The organism is Paenibacillus sp. SYP-B3998, from assembly GCF_010820665.1.
Classification (GTDB): domain Bacteria; phylum Bacillota; class Bacilli; order Paenibacillales; family NBRC-103111; genus Paenibacillus_E.
Genome location: NZ_JAAIKC010000001.1, coordinates 1,596,402 through 1,614,250, shown reverse-complemented (window position 1 = coordinate 1,614,250; position 17,849 = coordinate 1,596,402). Strand labels below are relative to the sequence as shown.

Annotated in this window: 19 protein-coding genes and 1 pseudogene; 3 read left to right on the top strand and 17 right to left on the bottom strand. The window is 45.4% G+C overall.

Annotated elements, in window-relative coordinates; genetic code table 11:
* Positions 1 to 122: 122 nt before the first annotated feature.
* The 3 genes from GK047_RS07385 to GK047_RS07375 form a co-directional block, all read right to left on the bottom strand.
* Entirely contained in the window at positions 123 to 317 is a 195-nt protein-coding gene (locus GK047_RS07385) for a tautomerase family protein (RefSeq protein WP_163943235.1), read from the bottom strand.
* A gap of 100 nt (positions 318 to 417) precedes the next feature.
* Entirely contained in the window at positions 418 to 945 is a 528-nt protein-coding gene (locus tag GK047_RS07380) for a DMT family transporter (RefSeq protein ID WP_240343784.1), read from the bottom strand.
* Positions 946 to 1,317: 372 nt separating this feature from the next.
* Positions 1,318 to 2,220: an alpha/beta fold hydrolase gene (locus GK047_RS07375; RefSeq protein ID WP_240343783.1), complete on the bottom strand. Its 903-nt coding sequence runs from the start codon at positions 2,218 to 2,220 to the stop codon at positions 1,318 to 1,320.
* A 317-nt stretch (positions 2,221 to 2,537) separates the two neighbouring features.
* Here GK047_RS07375 and GK047_RS07370 point away from each other — a divergent pair, with 317 nt between their 5' ends.
* The 3 genes and pseudogenes from GK047_RS07370 (at position 2,538) to GK047_RS07360 (ending at position 3,906) form a co-directional block, all read left to right on the top strand.
* Complete coding sequence (locus GK047_RS07370; RefSeq protein ID WP_163943230.1) at positions 2,538 to 3,104, top strand: TetR/AcrR family transcriptional regulator; 567 nt, start codon at positions 2,538 to 2,540, stop codon at positions 3,102 to 3,104.
* Positions 3,105 to 3,192: 88 nt separating this feature from the next.
* Positions 3,193 to 3,483: pseudogene (locus tag GK047_RS29510) on the top strand (IS1595 family transposase); the annotation flags it as partial.
* Between the two features lie 60 nt (positions 3,484 to 3,543).
* Complete coding sequence (locus tag GK047_RS07360) at positions 3,544 to 3,906, top strand: DUF4440 domain-containing protein (protein ID WP_163943786.1); 363 nt, start codon at positions 3,544 to 3,546, stop codon at positions 3,904 to 3,906.
* 124 nt (positions 3,907 to 4,030) lie between these two features.
* Here the strand turns inward: GK047_RS07360 and GK047_RS07355 are convergent, their stop codons facing one another.
* The 14 genes from GK047_RS07355 to GK047_RS07290 form a co-directional block, all read right to left on the bottom strand.
* On the bottom strand, positions 4,031 to 4,273 hold the full coding sequence (locus GK047_RS07355) for a hypothetical protein (RefSeq protein WP_163943227.1): 243 nt from the start codon (positions 4,271 to 4,273) through the stop codon (positions 4,031 to 4,033).
* 195 nt (positions 4,274 to 4,468) lie between these two features.
* Positions 4,469 to 4,759, bottom strand: coding sequence for a hypothetical protein (locus GK047_RS07350; protein WP_163943224.1), 291 nt, complete (start codon positions 4,757 to 4,759; stop codon positions 4,469 to 4,471).
* 5 nt (positions 4,760 to 4,764) lie between these two features.
* A complete protein-coding gene (locus GK047_RS07345; RefSeq protein ID WP_163943222.1) occupies positions 4,765 to 5,148 on the bottom strand; it encodes a hypothetical protein in 384 nt (127 codons plus the stop codon).
* Between the two features lie 39 nt (positions 5,149 to 5,187).
* On the bottom strand, positions 5,188 to 5,376 hold the full coding sequence (locus GK047_RS07340; protein WP_163943219.1) for a hypothetical protein: 189 nt from the start codon (positions 5,374 to 5,376) through the stop codon (positions 5,188 to 5,190).
* On the bottom strand, positions 5,366 to 5,902 hold the full coding sequence (locus tag GK047_RS07335; protein WP_163943217.1) for a Rieske 2Fe-2S domain-containing protein: 537 nt from the start codon (positions 5,900 to 5,902) through the stop codon (positions 5,366 to 5,368). Before GK047_RS07335 ends, GK047_RS07340 begins: the two co-directional genes overlap by 11 nt.
* Positions 5,903 to 5,927: 25 nt before the next feature.
* The gene (locus GK047_RS07330) at positions 5,928 to 6,491 is read right to left on the bottom strand and encodes a 4Fe-4S dicluster domain-containing protein (RefSeq protein WP_163943214.1); all 564 of its coding nucleotides are present in this window, start codon (positions 6,489 to 6,491) and stop codon (positions 5,928 to 5,930) included.
* On the bottom strand, positions 6,488 to 8,662 hold the full coding sequence (locus GK047_RS07325; protein WP_163943211.1) for a molybdopterin oxidoreductase family protein: 2,175 nt from the start codon (positions 8,660 to 8,662) through the stop codon (positions 6,488 to 6,490). The genes GK047_RS07330 and GK047_RS07325 overlap by 4 nt, the downstream gene beginning before the upstream one ends.
* A complete protein-coding gene (locus GK047_RS07320; protein ID WP_163943207.1) occupies positions 8,649 to 9,689 on the bottom strand; it encodes a hypothetical protein in 1,041 nt (346 codons plus the stop codon). The genes GK047_RS07325 and GK047_RS07320 overlap by 14 nt, the downstream gene beginning before the upstream one ends.
* Positions 9,690 to 10,022: 333 nt before the next feature.
* Positions 10,023 to 11,336 carry an MFS transporter gene (locus tag GK047_RS07315; RefSeq protein WP_163943205.1) on the bottom strand — a complete coding sequence of 438 codons (1,314 nt, stop codon included), beginning with the start codon at positions 11,334 to 11,336 and terminating at the stop codon, positions 10,023 to 10,025.
* Positions 11,337 to 11,611: 275 nt separating this feature from the next.
* On the bottom strand, positions 11,612 to 11,950 hold the full coding sequence (nirD, locus tag GK047_RS07310) for a nitrite reductase small subunit NirD (RefSeq protein WP_163943202.1): 339 nt from the start codon (positions 11,948 to 11,950) through the stop codon (positions 11,612 to 11,614).
* 11 nt (positions 11,951 to 11,961) lie between these two features.
* On the bottom strand, positions 11,962 to 14,403 hold the full coding sequence (nirB, locus tag GK047_RS07305) for a nitrite reductase large subunit NirB (protein ID WP_481855935.1): 2,442 nt from the start codon (positions 14,401 to 14,403) through the stop codon (positions 11,962 to 11,964).
* Between the two features lie 225 nt (positions 14,404 to 14,628).
* The gene (locus GK047_RS07300; protein WP_163943198.1) at positions 14,629 to 15,171 is read right to left on the bottom strand and encodes a hemerythrin domain-containing protein; all 543 of its coding nucleotides are present in this window, start codon (positions 15,169 to 15,171) and stop codon (positions 14,629 to 14,631) included.
* Between the two features lie 87 nt (positions 15,172 to 15,258).
* Positions 15,259 to 16,287 carry a GTP 3',8-cyclase MoaA gene (moaA, locus tag GK047_RS07295; protein ID WP_163943195.1) on the bottom strand — a complete coding sequence of 343 codons (1,029 nt, stop codon included), beginning with the start codon at positions 16,285 to 16,287 and terminating at the stop codon, positions 15,259 to 15,261.
* Between the two features lie 10 nt (positions 16,288 to 16,297).
* Positions 16,298 to 17,584: a molybdopterin molybdotransferase MoeA gene (locus GK047_RS07290; protein WP_163943192.1), complete on the bottom strand. Its 1,287-nt coding sequence runs from the start codon at positions 17,582 to 17,584 to the stop codon at positions 16,298 to 16,300.
* Positions 17,585 to 17,849: the final 265 nt, after the last annotated feature.

The following is a 17,849-nucleotide window of genomic DNA, read 5'->3' as shown; positions in this document are numbered from 1 at the left end:
CCAAATAATGCAATCGCAACCTCAATCAGCACTTACTGATTGAGGTTGTTTGATGAATGTAAGCCTGTTTGATGGGCCGTTGCAAATTGACATTGAGCTTCGCCTTTACGTCAAGATCAGGGCTACTGTTTACGGAATTCGTCAGTTAATACTCCCGAGAATCCCCAATTTTCATCATCGATTTCTTCTATCACAATGTGAGTATGTTCTGGCTTCTTGCCAAGTATACTTACGAGAGTCTCTGTAAACTCTCTTACAATTTGGGCTTTCTGTTCGCGAGTAGCCCCTTTGGTTATTTGAAGATTGATATATGGCATGATTACTCCTCCTCTAATAGATTTAAAAAATCCCTACTCTATTATACATTAAGCTTGGATGAAAGCGGATGTGATCGAATTGTTTAATGGAATCGTACAGTCAAGATCCTGTTACTTTATCATCTTTCCCCATTGTGCTGATACTTGAGGGAATGATTATTTTTGACGTCCATCTTTGCAACAGGTTGTTCATCACTAAAGCACCAATAATGATAATGATCCCTACCAACTGTGCCCTACCGATTTCAACACCCTGCATTGTACTAATCGTTACTGTCGTTACAGGAACGATATTCATGAAAAGCACTCCGTTAGCTGGTTTGAGGGATTTATTCCCGACGTTCCAAGTAAACACAGCAAGCACACCTGCAATCAAAATCATATACAGCAGTTCAGGTCCAACTATGCGAATCGTATTTTCGCTTGGCACAGTCAGTTCTCCGAAAGCCGTTGCCATAACCACGATCGTAATGTTAACCATAGATCCAAAGCATGTTGTGAGGGTCGTGTAGCGCAAAGGAGACCAGCCTGTAAATTGATTGCCACCCAAAGTGTAGATGACCCAACATAAGGCCCCAAGCAAAATCAATAAATCTGCAAATAAATGCTCGCTAGCTTGAGTAAGCATGGAGAATTCACCATTAGTTATGACCAGCAACGCACCAAAAAGCGCTATTAGGATCGAGATGAAGGTAAACATCTTCGGTTACTGTAATCCATACGATCAAGATAAACAATAACATCCTTATTCATATTTCTTTCTCCTTTCCATGGGGACTAGTTACTCTGTTATTAGAATTATTGATATACTCGTAACTCAACTAGTAAATCATATTGATAAATTTGGTATAAAAAAAGATTCAATTAAAGTTTATTTTAATGGACCAATGTAACTGTTGTTAAGCTGTTCTCCATTTTGCTTCGTTTACAGGTCTGCTCCAAGAACGGAAATCGCTCTTGGGGGTGAAGTTATTTCCTAACTTACGCATTGGGCGCGTTATTACCTTATGAACAGCAGTGCATGCTCGACGAAAAGGTCTGGATACTGGAAGAGGAACCCGTGTCCGGAATCCGGATAGACGATCAGTTGTGCATTCGGCAACCGCTGCGACATAATGAACGAATTAACCGTGGGCACCATGATATCATTTTGTCCATTCGCTACAAGGACCGGTTGCTTGATCTCACTTAGTCGTGTGTAGGATCCCTCGCCCGTTGCCCAAGCGACGATGGCCAATAATTGTGCTTTCACGGTTTCAGGTTTGACAAGGGGTTCGCGGGGACTTTGTCGTCCTTCGAGTCGCTTCAGATAGGCACGTCCCGCCGCAAGGCTAGTCTCGGTGGGCTCGAAAAAGAGATACATAAAATCTTCGGAATCATTAATCGGTTTGCCGGCGACTTGGAATACCTCGGGCTTTCCTCCTTGTATGCCATCTCCTGCACCAGGCCCCGTTCCGGCGAGAATAAGTCGTCGAACAAGTTCTGGACGTAGTAGCGTCATCGCTTGGGCGACGGAACCGCCCATTGAGAATCCGAGGAGATCGACTTGCGTAAGACCGAGCGCCTCCAGGAATGAGATCGCATTATTCGCCATGCCGACCATACTGTTTGGCGACTCACCCGAAGATAATCCCACACCTGCGTTGTCGAACAGGATGATACGGCGTTCGCGGGCCAAGCCGTTGATCACCGCCGGATCCCAATCATCCATAGTACCTCGGAAGCGTTGGCAGCATACGAGAGGAACGTCCGATTGCTCACCGAACGACCGGTACGCGAACCGCACACCTTCCGCCTCCAGATAGAGGGTATCCGCCGTCTCAGCGGTGAACTCACTCATGTTGCTTTGATCTTTCATTAGAATCGTATTGTCCATTAAGTTATCTTTTTTCTTCACATTCATGTCGTTTCCTCCTAGTGTATGAATCTATGTAATCACTTCGAAAATACAGAGCAGTGTTTCGCTGCGCTTTATTTATGATTATAATAATATATATTATATGCATCATATTTAAAACCAGTCAAGGATCCATTGTCGCGCGCTGGAAATCCACGAAGACAATCAATAGTGAGCTTGGTATATTTAATGGAATTACTGCCGAATTAGGGCACCGCTGCAATCTTTAGATAAAAGGCGTGTTGTCTTACCCCATTTGACACTCCAATATATGATAACTATAATATTTATACAGATCAAAATGGCTATTGGGAGTGATGGATTTGCCTTACACAAAGACACATAAAATGGAAGTCCGTAGGAAAATATTGAAAAGCGCTACCCAGGCATTTCGGATAAGCGGCATTAAAGAGGTGAGCGTGCCACAAATCATGAAGGGAGCTGGTTTAACTCACGGTGGATTCTACGCCCACTTCGAGAGCAAGGATCAACTCGTTGCCGAAGCATGCCGGAATGCAATTGAAGAAACCATCACCCTACTGCGAAACTCTGCGGACAAATCGCCAGAGAACGAGAAAATTCAAACGGTTATCGAACACTACCTAAGTACAGTCCATCGGGATAAACTGGAAGAAAGCTGTATCATTCCCACTTTATCCGTTGAAATTTCACGTTCTTCGGGAGAAGTAAGACAAGTGTTTACGGAAGAAATCACGCGATTCTTTTCTTTTATTTCGGGACTGCTAGGAAACAACGATCAAAAAAGTATGGCTTTAATCAGCACGATGATCGGTTCACTTCTTTTAGCCCGTTCAGTTAATGACCCTGAATTAAGCGCTAAAATTCTTACCGCAAGCAAATCTTATGTAAAAGAGCTGGTTTCGGTATAGCCGCAGTTCGTCTAGTAGATCATCGCTCATAACCGTTGTGTCGTGCTTGAGGCTGTTGTTATTGATCCGTGCAGCCATGTCGCTCGGGAGGGCATTTAGTTCCTATGCTAATTCGAAAGGCTTAGCCCATTACCGATTCAAGTCGGATTGGAAACAGCGAGTTAAAGGCGTTTACCACATTCAGAATGTAAACAACTATCATAGTCGTTTGAAACGTTGGATTGACCGCTTTAATGGCTTAGCAACCAAGTATTTGCAACATTATCTGGCTTGGTTCCGTTACTTTGACAGCAAGAAATATGAGAACACAACGTCGAATAAGAAAAATATGCTGGTCTCCTCTTGCCTGTTTACTGTAAATGAGACAAACACCAATCTTCATCGTCAAAAATCTTGGGCAGTAGGGTATGTTAGACAGATATTAAAAGGAGGTTTTTTTGTGGATGAAACCAAAATCATTGCTTTTGAAGAACGTCTTCGGACAGCAATGCTATCCAGCAATGTGGAAGTGTTAGATGAACTGATTGCTGAGGACCTTATCTTCGTCAATCATTTCGGACAAATTTTATCAAAAGAAACTGATATTGAAGCCCACCGTTCAGGCAACTTGAAAATTACTGGAATTGATATTTTAGACCAAAGAATTAGGCTCTTGGATATGTTAGCCGTAACCGTTACACGAGTGACTTTAACGGGTACTTTCGGAACTCCATTTGAAGGCGAGTTCTGTTACACTCGTGTTTGGCAGTATCGGATTGGGAAATGGCAAATCGTCTCAGGTCATTGTAGTTCCGTAACGTGATGCTTCAGTCATTGCTCCTTTATAAGTAATCATCATAAGCTAATGGGACACGAGTTAAATTAACCGCCTTTTCAGTGCGCGGTTTTCTTTTGTTCGGAAATCAACAATAAACGAAAACAGAGCCTTAATTTTTTTGTCCCGTGTTTACTTCTGTAAGAGTAATGTCCCACATGATGGCATTTGTACTCGAATTTGGATCATCATTGATCATTTTTATGGTAAGTTCATTAGCTCCGTTTAAGTCAGCTTCAAAAGACAAAAGCTGATTCTCACCTCTTTCTGCTGATAAACCAAGTGAGTATATCTCTTTTCCATCTGCGGTAAGGATTATCCTGCTTTCCCCATTGCTTGCAGTGTTGATCAGCATTCGGGACTTGCATCCTAGATGCCGCCCATGTGAGGCGACAAATGAAAAACCAATGATGGGCTGCACCCAAACATTGGTTTTTCATAGATTTTAATTCTATACGGTTCTTCTTAACTCTCTCTATAACGCGTGTTTGTCAACAACCCTGGAAGTTAGGCACCTATCATTACATATTTGAATAACTTATTTTACGGGTTATAAACCAAAATGAACTTTATACACTAGCTGTGCTGATATGTCCGATGAGCGAAGCACCGATCCTTCATCTGAGCATACTAAGCTTGTAAATTCATCTCCCCTTAAGGGAATTGCTATAAATTGATGTTCATTCATATAGATTTGCATATATTCCTGGTTATCAGTAATACTTATTTTTTCAAGGGTCATTTTTTTAGGTGGTGCTACGGGATCCAGACCTGCCTGATCTTCGATATTCACCTCGATCTGAGTGCCAAGCCAACGCGACAGTTTATCTTCCCACTTCATAACGTTCACCTCGTTTTTATGCGGCAGCAGCCCGCATCTAATTTAGGAGATACTTTCACCTGATACGCCAGTAGATAGTCCCAGCAATCCGATTCAGAAGCTACATCCGTCTCAACAGACTCTTCGATATACCGAAGGATATCGTCTTCGGTCTCCCATGTCGCCAAGCCTTTGACTTCGGCGACAACAATGTCGAGTCCTTCCTCTTCCCGATGGTCAATGTACCAGGTTCCTTTACCGACAAAAAGTCCATGCAATTGCTGATCGATGACTGTCTGTAAGGGAGATTGTGTGTGTTCACGAATAAAGCAAAGATCTAAAGCAAACTCACAAGGCATCGTCCATTTTCCTTCCTGCTTTAAGCCATTTTTGTGTAAACAATCCGGCATTGTAAACGGCATCCCTTAGCAATTACATGTTCTTGATATTCACTTAACATCACGCTCACGGCGATAGATCCATATAGCGGCTGGAAATAACAAAATATTGCAGATCGCGTAGAGAATAACGGAACGATACTGATCGAAAAAGTACGCATTCACTGCTTTCTGTGTACAAAGAATGTTCAGAAACAACATAATACAAAGTAAGACAACGCCTAAATAGCTACGTTTCATAGCGCTTCACTCCCGTCGCGTAAATCGCGCCCTGTTCCTTCTTCAGCAGTACCTCTGGCAAGGGCCTTCTCGGAGGGCCAGCAGTTGGCGCTCCTGTTCTGGCATCGAAAATACCATGATGGCAAGGGCATATCATCTCATCCTTTTCACTGCTCCAGAAAACGGGGCATTTGAGGTGCGTACATGCATTCTGATAGGCTTTGTATTCATCCTCGCCAAGTCGAATCAAGAGCGCCGAATCATGCTCACCTGGATAAGCGAATTCAACCGAGTCTCCGACCTTCAGCGAGCTGATATCAGTGATTTTAAGCTCCGGATACGCCTTCTTCTTCAAGCTAGTCAGTTCTTTGGCTGCCAACGCTCCCCAAGGGAGTGTAGATACGGCGAAGACGCCCGCGGCCCCGACCAACGTCTTCATAAAGCCTCGACGATCCAGTTTTCTTTCATTATTTTTCCTTATATTATGCGTATAATTGTCTTCATTAAATGGACTATGATTATTGTCGCGCTTGTTGTCCTGTTCCATGCAGGCTCACCCCATCACAAGTAGATTAGAACAATTTTTGCTTACCTTGCAGAATGCCCGGAAGGCTAATCTTTACATTCGTGTCCCCTTCAAGCGGTTCGAAAGGTTGATAACTAGCCGTCCATTTCCCTAATTTATGCTGGGCCTTCTTCGCCGCCAGTTCTTCCTCTGTTACCCATTGGAGGGTATTGGTAGGACAAACAGAAGCGCACATTGGCGGAATGCCCTCTTTGGTACGGTCATAACAAAGATCGCATTTATACATCAGGTTCTGCTCTTCATCGAATTTAGGGATTCCGTATGGGCAAGCGATGGTGCAGTTCTGACAGCCGATGCATTTCTCAACCAGAGCTGAGAGTACCGCGCCCTCTTCTGTGATTTGAATGGCCTGTGCTGGACAGCTTCTGGCACAGGCTGGATTTACACAGTGCAGACACATTAAAGGAATCGTTTGCCGCGTTACAAGCGGATTAACATCGTAAACGTAGTTGCGGTTTCTTTCATCGTGTCCTCCGCATTGCGTACAGGCAGCCAAACAGCTTCGACAGCCGATGCAGTTATCCATTTCAATATATAGATGCTGTTTCATCGGATGTTCACCCTCTCTGGTTGCTTTTCGATCTGGGCTGCACAGGCCTTAAATTCTGGCATTCTTGAAATCGGGTCTAACGCCGGGATCGTTAATAGATTAATAGATTGTTCATGCCCCCAGTGGTAAGGAACAAAGACCGTATCTTTACGAATCGCTTCAGTAATTTTCACTTTATAAAAGGCTTCTCCGCGTCGTGTAAATAGCCTAACTACTTCGTCATGCGATATTCCATATTGCTCTGCAGTTTCAGGATGAACCTCTACAAAAGGCTCTGGGCACATGTCTCTGAGAAACGGAATTCTTCTTGTTTGATTCCCGGATAAGTAGTGATACACGACTCGACCATTGGTCATACGAAGCGGATATTGTTCGCAAGGTTCCTCAGCAGGCGGTCTGTAAGGGAGCGCACAAATTTTTGCCTTTCCATCCAGATAATAATATTTTTGATCTAAAAACATGTATGGTGTACCCGGATCGGCTTCATCTTTGCAGGGCCAAAATACGCCTTTTTGCTTTTCAATTTTCTCCCAGGTGGCGCCGTAGTAATCGGCGTAACCTCCTTTGGAAGCCAGTCTCAACTCATCGTACACATCTTTGGCCGTTTTCAGATGACGGAAGTAATCGCCGCGGCCAAGACGCTCAGCAAGCTCCACCTGGATCAGCCAGTCTGGTTTCGACTCGCCGACCGGCTCCTGGGCTCTATTGATTTTGATAATTCGGCCTTCAAGATTGGTCGTCGTACCCTCATCTTCAGACCAGGTTGTGGTCGGAAGAACGACGTCAGCGAATTCGCACGATTCCGATAAGAACATATCGTTGACCACCATAAATTCCAGGTCTTCTTTCAATACTTTGCGAACATAATTTAGGTTGGGAGCCGACACGGCCGGATTGGAGCAAAGCAGGAAAAGAGCCCGGATCGTTTTATTCTCCATTAATTCAAACATTTCATAAGCCGAAACGCCAGGCAGCGGCATCTCTTCCGGTTTAATTCCCCAGACTTTGCATACCTCTTCAACATGCTTGGGATTCGTAATTTTCCGGTAACCTGGCAACGCATCCGCCTTCTGCCCGTGTTCGCGGCCTCCCTGACCATTTCCCTGACCGGTTATTGTGGCGACACCCGATTTCGGGCGGCCTATTTTACCGGTCACCAACGCCATATTGATATACGCACTAACATTGTCCGTGCCTTTTTCCTGCTGCTCGATACCGCGGCAAAACATGACGATCGCGTTTGGCGCTTTGCCGTAAATCTCCGCAGCGCGGATCAGTTTTTCTGGCGCAACGCCAGTAATTTCGCTTGTATATTCAGGGGTGAATTGTTTGACAACCTCCAGTGTTTCTTCAAATCCATTCGTGTGATTACGTATAAATTCCTTGTCTATATGGCCGTTTTGATTCAGCAGATTTATCATGCAGTTGGCCAGTGCAAGGTCGGTACCGGGCCGCAGGTCAAGGTGGACGTCCGCTCTTCTGGCGAGCGCAGTCTCCCGTGGGTCGGCCACGATCAGATAGCCGCCCCGATCCTGTACTTCCCATACCCGGAACATCATAGTGGGATGGCATTCCGACGCATTACTGCCGGCAAGAAACAGGCAGTCGGTTTGGTGTACATCCGTCCATGGCACCGTCGAACCACGGTCTACACCAAGGGAACGATTTAGGCCCGATGCCGCACTTGCCATACAGAATCTGCCATTGTAGTCGATATAGCGCGTTTGCAGAGCAACCCGGGCAAATTTTCCATTCAAGTAGCATTTTTCATTGGTCATCGAAACGCCGCCGTACACCGCTACCGAATCTTTGCCGTAGTTGGCCTGCATCTCTTTAACTTTTCGCACAATCAGGTCGTACGCTTCGTCCCATGAGGCTTCGCGAAATCCTTCCTTCGTGCCTTTTTTCGAAGCATCGTCACGAATCAACGGCCGCAGCAGACGATCATCATGATTAGTTTGCTGGTAAGCCGTTACTCCTTTGGGACACATTTTCCCGAGGTTCACCGGCCAGTCATATCTTGGTTCTACACCGATAATTTTATTGGTATCGGTATTTACGCGCAGATTCATGCCGCACTGCATAGCGCAATAGCAACAATGGGTCGCCACTAATGTTTCGTTCGGATGTATTTTGTTATTGATCTCTTTAAAGAACTTATCCTTTAGCATTCTGGTTGGCCTCCTTCACGCGAATCTGATGGGTCGGTATTCCTGTGAAGCGTGACATTCTGTATTTCCGGCGGCATGGCAGGCAGAGCTCAGCCAAGTGATAGCCCTCTTCCGTTTTGAATTCAATCTCGTTTACTTTCAGTACGGCGATAACGTCATTGGATTGCTCAACAGATACGAAGCCATTTCCGCAAACCTTGCAGTTTTTCGTCGCTTGCTCTGCGTAATGTTCTCGATAATTTCTGGCAAACACGCTCATCGGACGGAACGGGATATGGGCCAATTTACCGAAAGGAACATAGATCAATGTTACAATCACGGACCATTGGTGGATTAAAGTGATAACCGGGTGTCCATAGCCGTGAAGGAATATATTACAGAAGGTAAGCATCAGTCCTGTTATGCTTACGAGTAGTAGCATATAGAGTGGCAGAAAATCATAGATCAGCGTTTGTTCAGCAATTGCCTGCATATTTTTAAGTCTGCGGTATAACGCCATGCATACGCCGCCGATAACCATGAAGGCTGTAATATTTAATGCGTTATAGAACAGAAACCCCAGAAGTCCATCCGCTTTAATCCGCATGATATCGATGCCGAAGCCTACGACTGTGTAAGTGCCATTCTCACCCATCGTGAAGTACATCCAGCCGAACACGAGGGGGAAAGTTACAAAGGCTGATAGAATGCAGCCCCAACCAAGAAGAACGTGCTGTGTCCAGCGGTACCACCCGCGATTCCAAATAAAGCGATGAGTGACGAGATGCTCCGTGGCTGTCTTTGGCGTACTTTTTCGAAACAACAGCTTGATGCCTTTTTTTAGAATAATTTTGGCAGGCGGCCGCTCCCCCCAAGCAATAAAGCGATAAAAGAAGCCGCAGATAAAAACGACGGTGCCTATCATATAACCGTATAAAGCCAAGTCAATGTGTGTAAAAAGCCTCGATCCAATTCCCATAAGAATCACCAAACCGCAAATTACAAGAAAGACACTTTTGGCGAATTTTGACGCAAATGCTCGATTCATGTTTATCATTTCCCCTTCACTTGTTGATCTCCTCACTTGTATTAAAGCATGAATTAACCGTTGCGCTCTGTGAGAAAAATCACTGTGAGCCCGATTTAATATCGAAATACTCGTGACAAGTCATCAAAACAAATATCGACATAATTCGACATATCGCGCAAGCGAACAGCGTTCTTCTGTTTCCCTCTCTACAACCCTGCTTACAGAGTGTATTTCCACAGCCTTGAGCGTCAAAACAAAAAAAAGACCGTTCGGTTGAACGGCCCTTCTGCTTATAGAGGTTTTTAAGCATGTTTTGGATGAATGGTTCTGCATGCGTTGCTAGGTAATCAACTAAGCCTTTTTCGTTTTGGGCATTACAAAGGATGTAATTTCAGCCTTTTTGCTTTGATAGAAATGCCAATTTAAGATCATCGAGATCAAATAGAAACCGATAAAGAAGTAGAAGGCTGTAACCGGACTGCCGGTCGATTTAGTTGCCCAACCGAAAAGCTTAGGGATGAAGAATGAACCGTAAGCTGCAAAGGCAGCTGTGAAGCCTAAAACAGGCGCTGCTTCTTTAGCTGGGAAAATGTAAGGTATCATTTGGAAGGTAGAACCAGAACCCGTTCCAGCAGCCAAAAAGAGGATAAGGAACGCTGCTAAAAATCCGCCAAACTGATGAAGATTAATAAAGTAAATAACACCTACGGCTCCAAGCCCCATAGTGACAAGTACGACTGCAGTAACAAGGGAACCGCCAAATTTATCCCCCAGCCATCCGCCTACAGGCCGTGCTGCAGCAGCGACAAATGCACCCAAAAAGGCCAATGATACATGCTCAGGGAATTGAGATTTCAAAAGTAATGGAAACGCTGCTGAATATCCAATGAACGATCCGAAAGTTGCTACATAAAGCCATGTCATAATCCAGGTATGCTTACGCTTGACGATGACAAATTGTTCGGAGAACGATTGTTTGGTTCCTGGCAAATTATTCATTCCAAAAAAAGCAACTACAGTCATTACAAGAATCGGAATTACCCAAATAAATGCTGCGTTCTGAAGCCATACAGTCTGCCCGTTCTTTAACAATTGTCCTTCTCCACCAACCAATGCGAAAGTACTGGCTGTAATGATTAGAGGAGTTACAAATTGGACAACAGATACGCCCATATTACCAAGTCCGCCATTAATGCCTAGAGCGGTACCTTTTTCCTTTTTCGGATAAAAGAAACTGATGTTGGACAAAGACGATGAGAAATTTCCTCCACCCAAGCCGCACAGAGCAGCCAATAGCAGCATTACGGAAAATGAGGTTGTTGGATCCTGCACAGCCACTCCTATTCCTACTGCAGGGATAACAAGTAGTCCTGTTGATATCACGGTCCAGTTACGCCCACCAAATTTCCCAACTGCAAAGGTGTAGACGAATCGTAAAGTTGCGCCAACAAGCCCCGGAATAGCAGCCAAGGTAAACAATTGATCTTGAGTAAAATGAAATCCGATATCATTTAGACGAACGGCAACAACGGACCAAATCTGCCATACGATAAATGCAAGCATGAGAGAAGGCACAGATATCCACAAATTTCTTGTAGCATGTCGCTTTCCTTCGTTTTTCCAAAATTGAGGGTCTTCCGGATTCCATTCTTTAATTTTAGCCATAGTATTAACCTCCTTCTAGTGTAAATAGAGTATAACAAGTGGTTAGAAATCCGACTGTAATATAAATCACAGTGAGTAAAAGAAAATATGAAAGGGTGAGTAACCGTAGAATAAAGATCATGAGATCAATGCCGGACAAGTGAGAGTTGTTTGGCATTGTACGACAAAACACCAAACTAGAGCATTGCGAAAGGAGTAGGTGGCCTGCAGGTTCATTTGATTGCGAAGTCCCCCGCTTTACCGCTATTGACGATGTTAAGTGGCATCGAAACGTTCTACTCAATGCCGATAAGAACGGTATTGCCTTCTATGCAAATAGGGAATGTTCTTACTTGTCCTGTGTCAGGAGACTGAACTTCCCCCGTCATTAGACTTATTTTACAATCGCGTAGCGGACAGTACACATATTCGCCGCTGATGAGACCCTCCGCCAGAGGGCCTCCCTTCTTATGCCCGGTTCTATTCTCCAGGGCATACAAGATACTTTCGGACAAACGGAACACGGCGATCTCCGTTTCTCCGATTCCAACGGCCTTCCCCAGATGCAAAGGGAAATCTTCTAGACTACCCACCGAGTAATAGCTCACATTACCACTAATCTTTACTGCTTCCATACTTCTCCTCCTCATTTCACATGAATGTTTTCATATAATTGGTGCCGCAGCCCTTCGTTCTCCACAACTTCCCTCCAAGGATCGTGAAGTCCTTGCAGCGCCAGTTCAATCCTGGCCACAAGCTCTTTCCGGCGCTCTTTATTCTCGACAATCTCCTGGGCAATGGCAGGAAGACCGAGCCTTTCGATCCAATCCGATGTCCGCTCCCCGTACTTCCCAGTCTCTCGATAAAATTGAATGAAGGCTCCCGCAAGCTCGATCAGCTCTTCGTCCGTTTTCACCTTGCATAAGAGATCTGCGGCTCTTAACTTCACGCCGCCGTTACCACCGACATAGATCTCCCAGCCCCCCTCATTGCCAATGATGCCGAAGTCCTTAATCTCCGCCTCGGCACAGTTACGAGGACAGCCGTTAACTGCCATTTTGAACTTGGCAGGCATCCATAGCCGTTCGAACTTCTTCTCCAGCACAATCCCCATGCCGATGGAATCCTGAGTTCCAAATCTACAAAATGTAGATCCGACGCATGTTTTCACCGTTCGAAGCGCCTTAGCGTACGCATACCCTGAAGGCATGCCGAGTTCCTCCCATATATGAGGGAGATCCGCCTTTTTCACGCCCAAGAGAATCAGACGTTGTCCACCCGTAACCTTGACCATCTTCACGTCATACTTGTCAGCGACATCTGCGATTTTACGCAGTTGCTCCGGCGTCGTAACCCCGCCATACATACGAGGAACAACTGTATAAGTGCCGTCCTTTTGGATATTCGCATGCAGCCTTTCGTTGACAAATCTAGAATCCTTCTCGTCCTCGAAGGCTTCCGGCCATACCATACCGATATAATAGTTGATAGCCGGTCTGCATTTCGTGCATCCTTCCAGGTTATGCCAATCTAGCACATGCATCACTTCGCGAACGTGAGTCAATCGATTATCACGGATCGCTGAAATGACGTCTTCTCGATTATGTGTCGTGCAGCCGCAAAGCGATTCGACAACAGTATGACTGCCCTCATAGCGATCTCCCAATGTCATAGCAAGAATTTGCTCCACCATTGGCTTGCAGCCTCCGCATGACCGGCTTGCGCCAGTACACGTTTTTATTTCGTCTACGGTGCTGAGCCCCTGTTCCGTTATCGCGTGCATAATCATGCCTTTCGTTACCCCATTGCAGCCACATACGATCTCATCGGACGGCATCGCAGTTACAAAGGCCAATGGATCGGCTCCCTCCATATGAGACGTACCCACGAGTTGCTCATGAATTTCCCGTGTCATAGTCTCCTGCGCCTTCACCCATTTGAACAGCTGCGCCGAGTCGCTGACGTCACCGAACAAGACGCCGCCCACGATGCGATTTTCTCGAAGAAGCACCTTTTTGTACGTTTTTTTCCAGTTGTCCTGCATCCGTATAACGTCCAGCCCAGGTTCGTCTTGAAACTCTCCTGCGGAAAATACATCTACCCCAGATATTTTCAGCTTGGTTGATACAATCGAGCCTTGATAAGGCTGGGCAGACAGCCCGCATAGATGCTTGGCTAGCACGGCGCCTTGCTCAAACAACGGAGCGATTAAGCCATAACTAATACCACGATGTTGGTTGCACTCACCGACAGCATATACGTCAGGCGCACTTGTCTGCATATAATCATCGACAATAATGCCTCTTCCTACCTCTAATCCGCAATCACGAGCTAGCGTAGTCAGAGGAACAATGCCAACTGCCATGACGACGAAATCCGTTTCGAGCTTAGAACCGTCTTCGAACTGCAAGCTCTTAACACGGTTATCGCCAAGTATCTCCACAGTCTTTTTGTTCAATAGGAATTGAATTCCTTGCTCTTCCAATTCCGCCTTTAGCATGGCAGACGCAGCTGAGTCCAGTTGTCTTTCCATTAAGTCCGGGCATAAATGAACAACAGTAACCTGCATGCCTAATTTCAGGAGTCCTTTAGCAGCCTCAAGTCCAAGCAAACCGCCTCCGATCACAGCCGCTCTCATGAACGTACACGCAGCATCAGTCATTCGCTGGCAATCCTGCATATCGCGGAAGCTGACAATTCCGTCTTTATCGACACCGGGTATTGGCAGCATAGCAGGATTGGAGCCGGTCGCGATAATAAGCTTATCGTAGGGCCTGAACTGCCCATCACTCATTTGCACTCGCTTGGTAGAAAGATCAATCCGTGTTGCCTCTACCCCAGTCAGCAATTGAATTCCGTTTTGCTCGTACCAAGGATAATCGTTCAGAATAGTGTCTTTGAATGTCTTGCTCCCTTCCAACAAATATGACAATTGAATACGGTTATAATTGGGGTATGGCTCCTTGCCAATCACAGTAATCTCATACTTGTCTGGCGCAAGCTTCAGCATTTGCTCAATTGTATTTATTCCCGCCATGCCGTTGCCTATAAGCACTAGCTTCTCTCGATTCGTTACATTCATAGCCATCGTTTCTTCCTCCTCACAGATCCAACTATACAAAGATTGAAATGGTATATTCTCATCATAAAGCGAGTGAAGCTTGCGCGAAGTGAGAAAGATCACAATAGGTTGGTGATTAAAAAAAATTTCGCGAGCTTGCTACTCAGCAATCTTGCAAAAAAACGACAACCTATCGCCGGGTGAAAACCGGGTAGATTGCCGTTTATGCGAAAATCTTATTTCATACATTTCCTATGAGAAAAAGTATTCCAAGTCCGTAAGCACTTTGTCGGTTAAGGGTAATATAAGCTGCTCTTCCATCGTGAAATGGTCATTCAATATTAAGCATGCCTGTACGAGATTAGAGGCCGCTTCCACTAGCCGTTTTTTGACGATTAAAGGGGGTGCTTCGATAATGGCTTCGTTGAACGATTGAATAAACGATACCCCTAACTGGTGATCCTTTTCCAGAACCCAGAAGGAAGGCATGATAGATGGAGCCATTTGACGGTGAAAATATGTCAAAAGGAAAGGGAACAATTCCTGTTCTTCCCATTCGGAATGCTGCTCCAGTTCGTTCTCAAATTGAGCTGTCTGTGTCCTCAGTTGCTGAAGAACTTGCAACCCTTTTGCCGTATCATCGATCAAGATGACTTCTTTGGCATTCGACTCGAGAATCCTTAATTGGCTTCGTAATTGTTCATGCTCTTCCTTTAAACGGTCTGTTGCAAAAGCAAGTGCAGCCGGATCTGAAGAAGCAAGCCCTGTACAGTAGCTTAAGTCATTTACCTCCATTCCGTAACCCTCCCAAGTTCTCATTCGTTTTGCTTTATATGTTTAGTATAGCTCTGCATTCAGGCTGTCGCTGTGCGATACATCACACTAACCGCCAATATGAGACATTTCAACCTTCGGCACAGGTATCATTTGCTCTAATCTCGTTTCAGAATAACGATCCTGACGTTTCCCCCAAACCGCAGCAATGAATGCTTTAAGTTCGTCGTCACTCGCACCTGCTCTAATTATACGCAGCAGATCTGTCTTATTTGAAGCAAACAAACAAGTATACAGATGCCCTTCTGCAGATATCCGGGCTCGCGTGCAGCTTCCGCAAAAAGCCTGGGTTACAGAGGAAATCAAGCCGATTTCATCATTGGAGCCCTGATAACGATAACGCGTTGCAACCTCGCCAAAATAATTCGGTTCCACTGGTTCCAGTGGCATCTCTTTATGAATGATTTCAAGTATCTGTTTACTTGGCAGAACGTGCTTCAAATTCCATCCGTTACTATTCCCAACATCCATAAATTCGACGAATCTTAAAGTATGACCACGCTCGCGGAAATATTTGGCCATGGGAACAATATCCTGATCGTTAACTCCCTTTTGGACAACCATATTCACCTTCACGGATAATCCTGTGGAAGCCGCAGCATCGATACCTTCCAGCACGCCATTTACCGGAAATCCTCTCCCGTTCATGCTGCCAAATCGCTCATCATTCAGACTATCCAGACTGACGGTGATGCGCGCTAATCCGGCGTCTCTTAACTCCCTTGCCTTTTGTTTCAGCAGTGATCCATTGGTCGTAACGGCAATATCCCTAACGCCCTTAATATCGCGGATCAGCGTAATGATTTCACCAATATTTTTTTTTAACAGCGGCTCGCCGCCAGTAATCCGTATTTTCTCAACACCAAGCGATACAAATAACCGCGTTAACCTTTCCAATTCTGGAAGGCTGAGCAGCTTTTCTTGCGGAAGAAAGCGAAAATCGGGGCCAAATACTTCTTCGGGCATACAATATCTGCATCTGAAATTGCAGCGATCTGTAACGGATATACGTAAATCCCGAAGCGGTCTGCCAAAAGCATCTGTGATTTGAGGAACTTGCTTATCGCGATTTCCCATTATTCGTCTCTCACTTTCCGTACAAAGTAATTTCATAAGGAAGAGGAATAACCTCAGCTTGCTGACCTGCAGCAATTCCTTTCGAACCAGAAGGTATCAGGATGAGACAATTTGCATGTTGTATTGAAACCAGCATACTAGAACTGTTTTTATTCAACACACTTACGCTCATTTGCTGATTGGAGTAGGTCATATGTCCTCTGATATATCGATCGTGCGGACATCCTTTACCAAAATCATCCGCCATCACCGCTTTGGAAGCTTGATTGAACGGGTCTACAGTTCCTTGCATAGTAAGCAGCACAGGCCGGACTAGCAGCTCAAAACCAACAAAGCAAGCGCCGGGGTTGCCAGACAGACCGAACAATAGTTTTTTGTTGATGATTGCGGCGCTAGTCGGGCTGCCTGGTCGCATAGCTATTTTATTGAAGAGCAGTTCCATACCGTTCCCCTTCATCGTAGAAAAGAAATCTGCCATAACATCATAATCCCCGACGGACACACCCCCGCTAACAAGGAGTATGTCGCATTCTTCTATCGCCGTTCGAATCGTCCGAGCGACTTCATCCATGTCATCAGGAACCGTTCCATACTTGACCGCGAGCCCGCCATATTGCTCGACTTGCGCTGCAAGCATGTAAGCATTACTATTACGGATTTTCCCAGGTAGAAGAGGTTCTCCAGCAGCAATAAGTTCATTTCCAGTCGTTAATATGCCTACTACTGGGCGACGGACAACAGGAACTTTATCAAAGCCTAATGACGCGAGCAGCGCGATTTGACCTGGTCCTATCCGAGTGCCAACGCCCATTAGCAACTGCCCAGTTGTGATCTCATCCCCTACGCCTGCAATGTTCTGACCATAAGCTACCTTATGTTTAACGTGAATGAAAACTTGTCCGTCCTCCTGGATTTCTTCCGTCTGTTCGAACATGACGACAGCATTCGATCCCTCTGGAATGGCTGATCCTGTCATGACGCGAATCGCTGTTCCGGGTACAACCTGTTTACTCGATATGCTTCCTGCAGGCACCTCGTCAACCACTTTGAGACGAGTGGGGTTCTGTGGCGTCGCGAATGAAGCTTCTTCACTCAAAACCGCATACCCGTCCAAACCGGATCGACGAAAATGAGGCATGCACTCTTTCGAGAACAGCGGTTCCGAAATCCTTCGATGTAAACATGAATCAATGGATACATGCTCGCTGTCCATTTGCTGCACATGCTGCATGATCATGCTCTGGGCATGTTCGACCTTGACTGCTCTGCGAGCAAACCTCTGACTCCTATTGATCATCCTGAGTAGTCCTTTCCTTCGTCCCATAATAATAGAATCATAAAACCTTATGCCTCATACAGATGTGATATTGATCACATCTACATCAATTTAATGCTCTGATACTTTCGATAGTGCCAGGTATTGTAACAAAATGGGGCTGACTCAAAAATCATTTCCGGATTTCCGAACCCCCGCTCTGACGTAAATTATCTTACAAAAAAACGCCTCCAGCCCCACTTGCTTCGTGGTGTTGAAGACGTTTTTTACATTATTTGGGACTCGC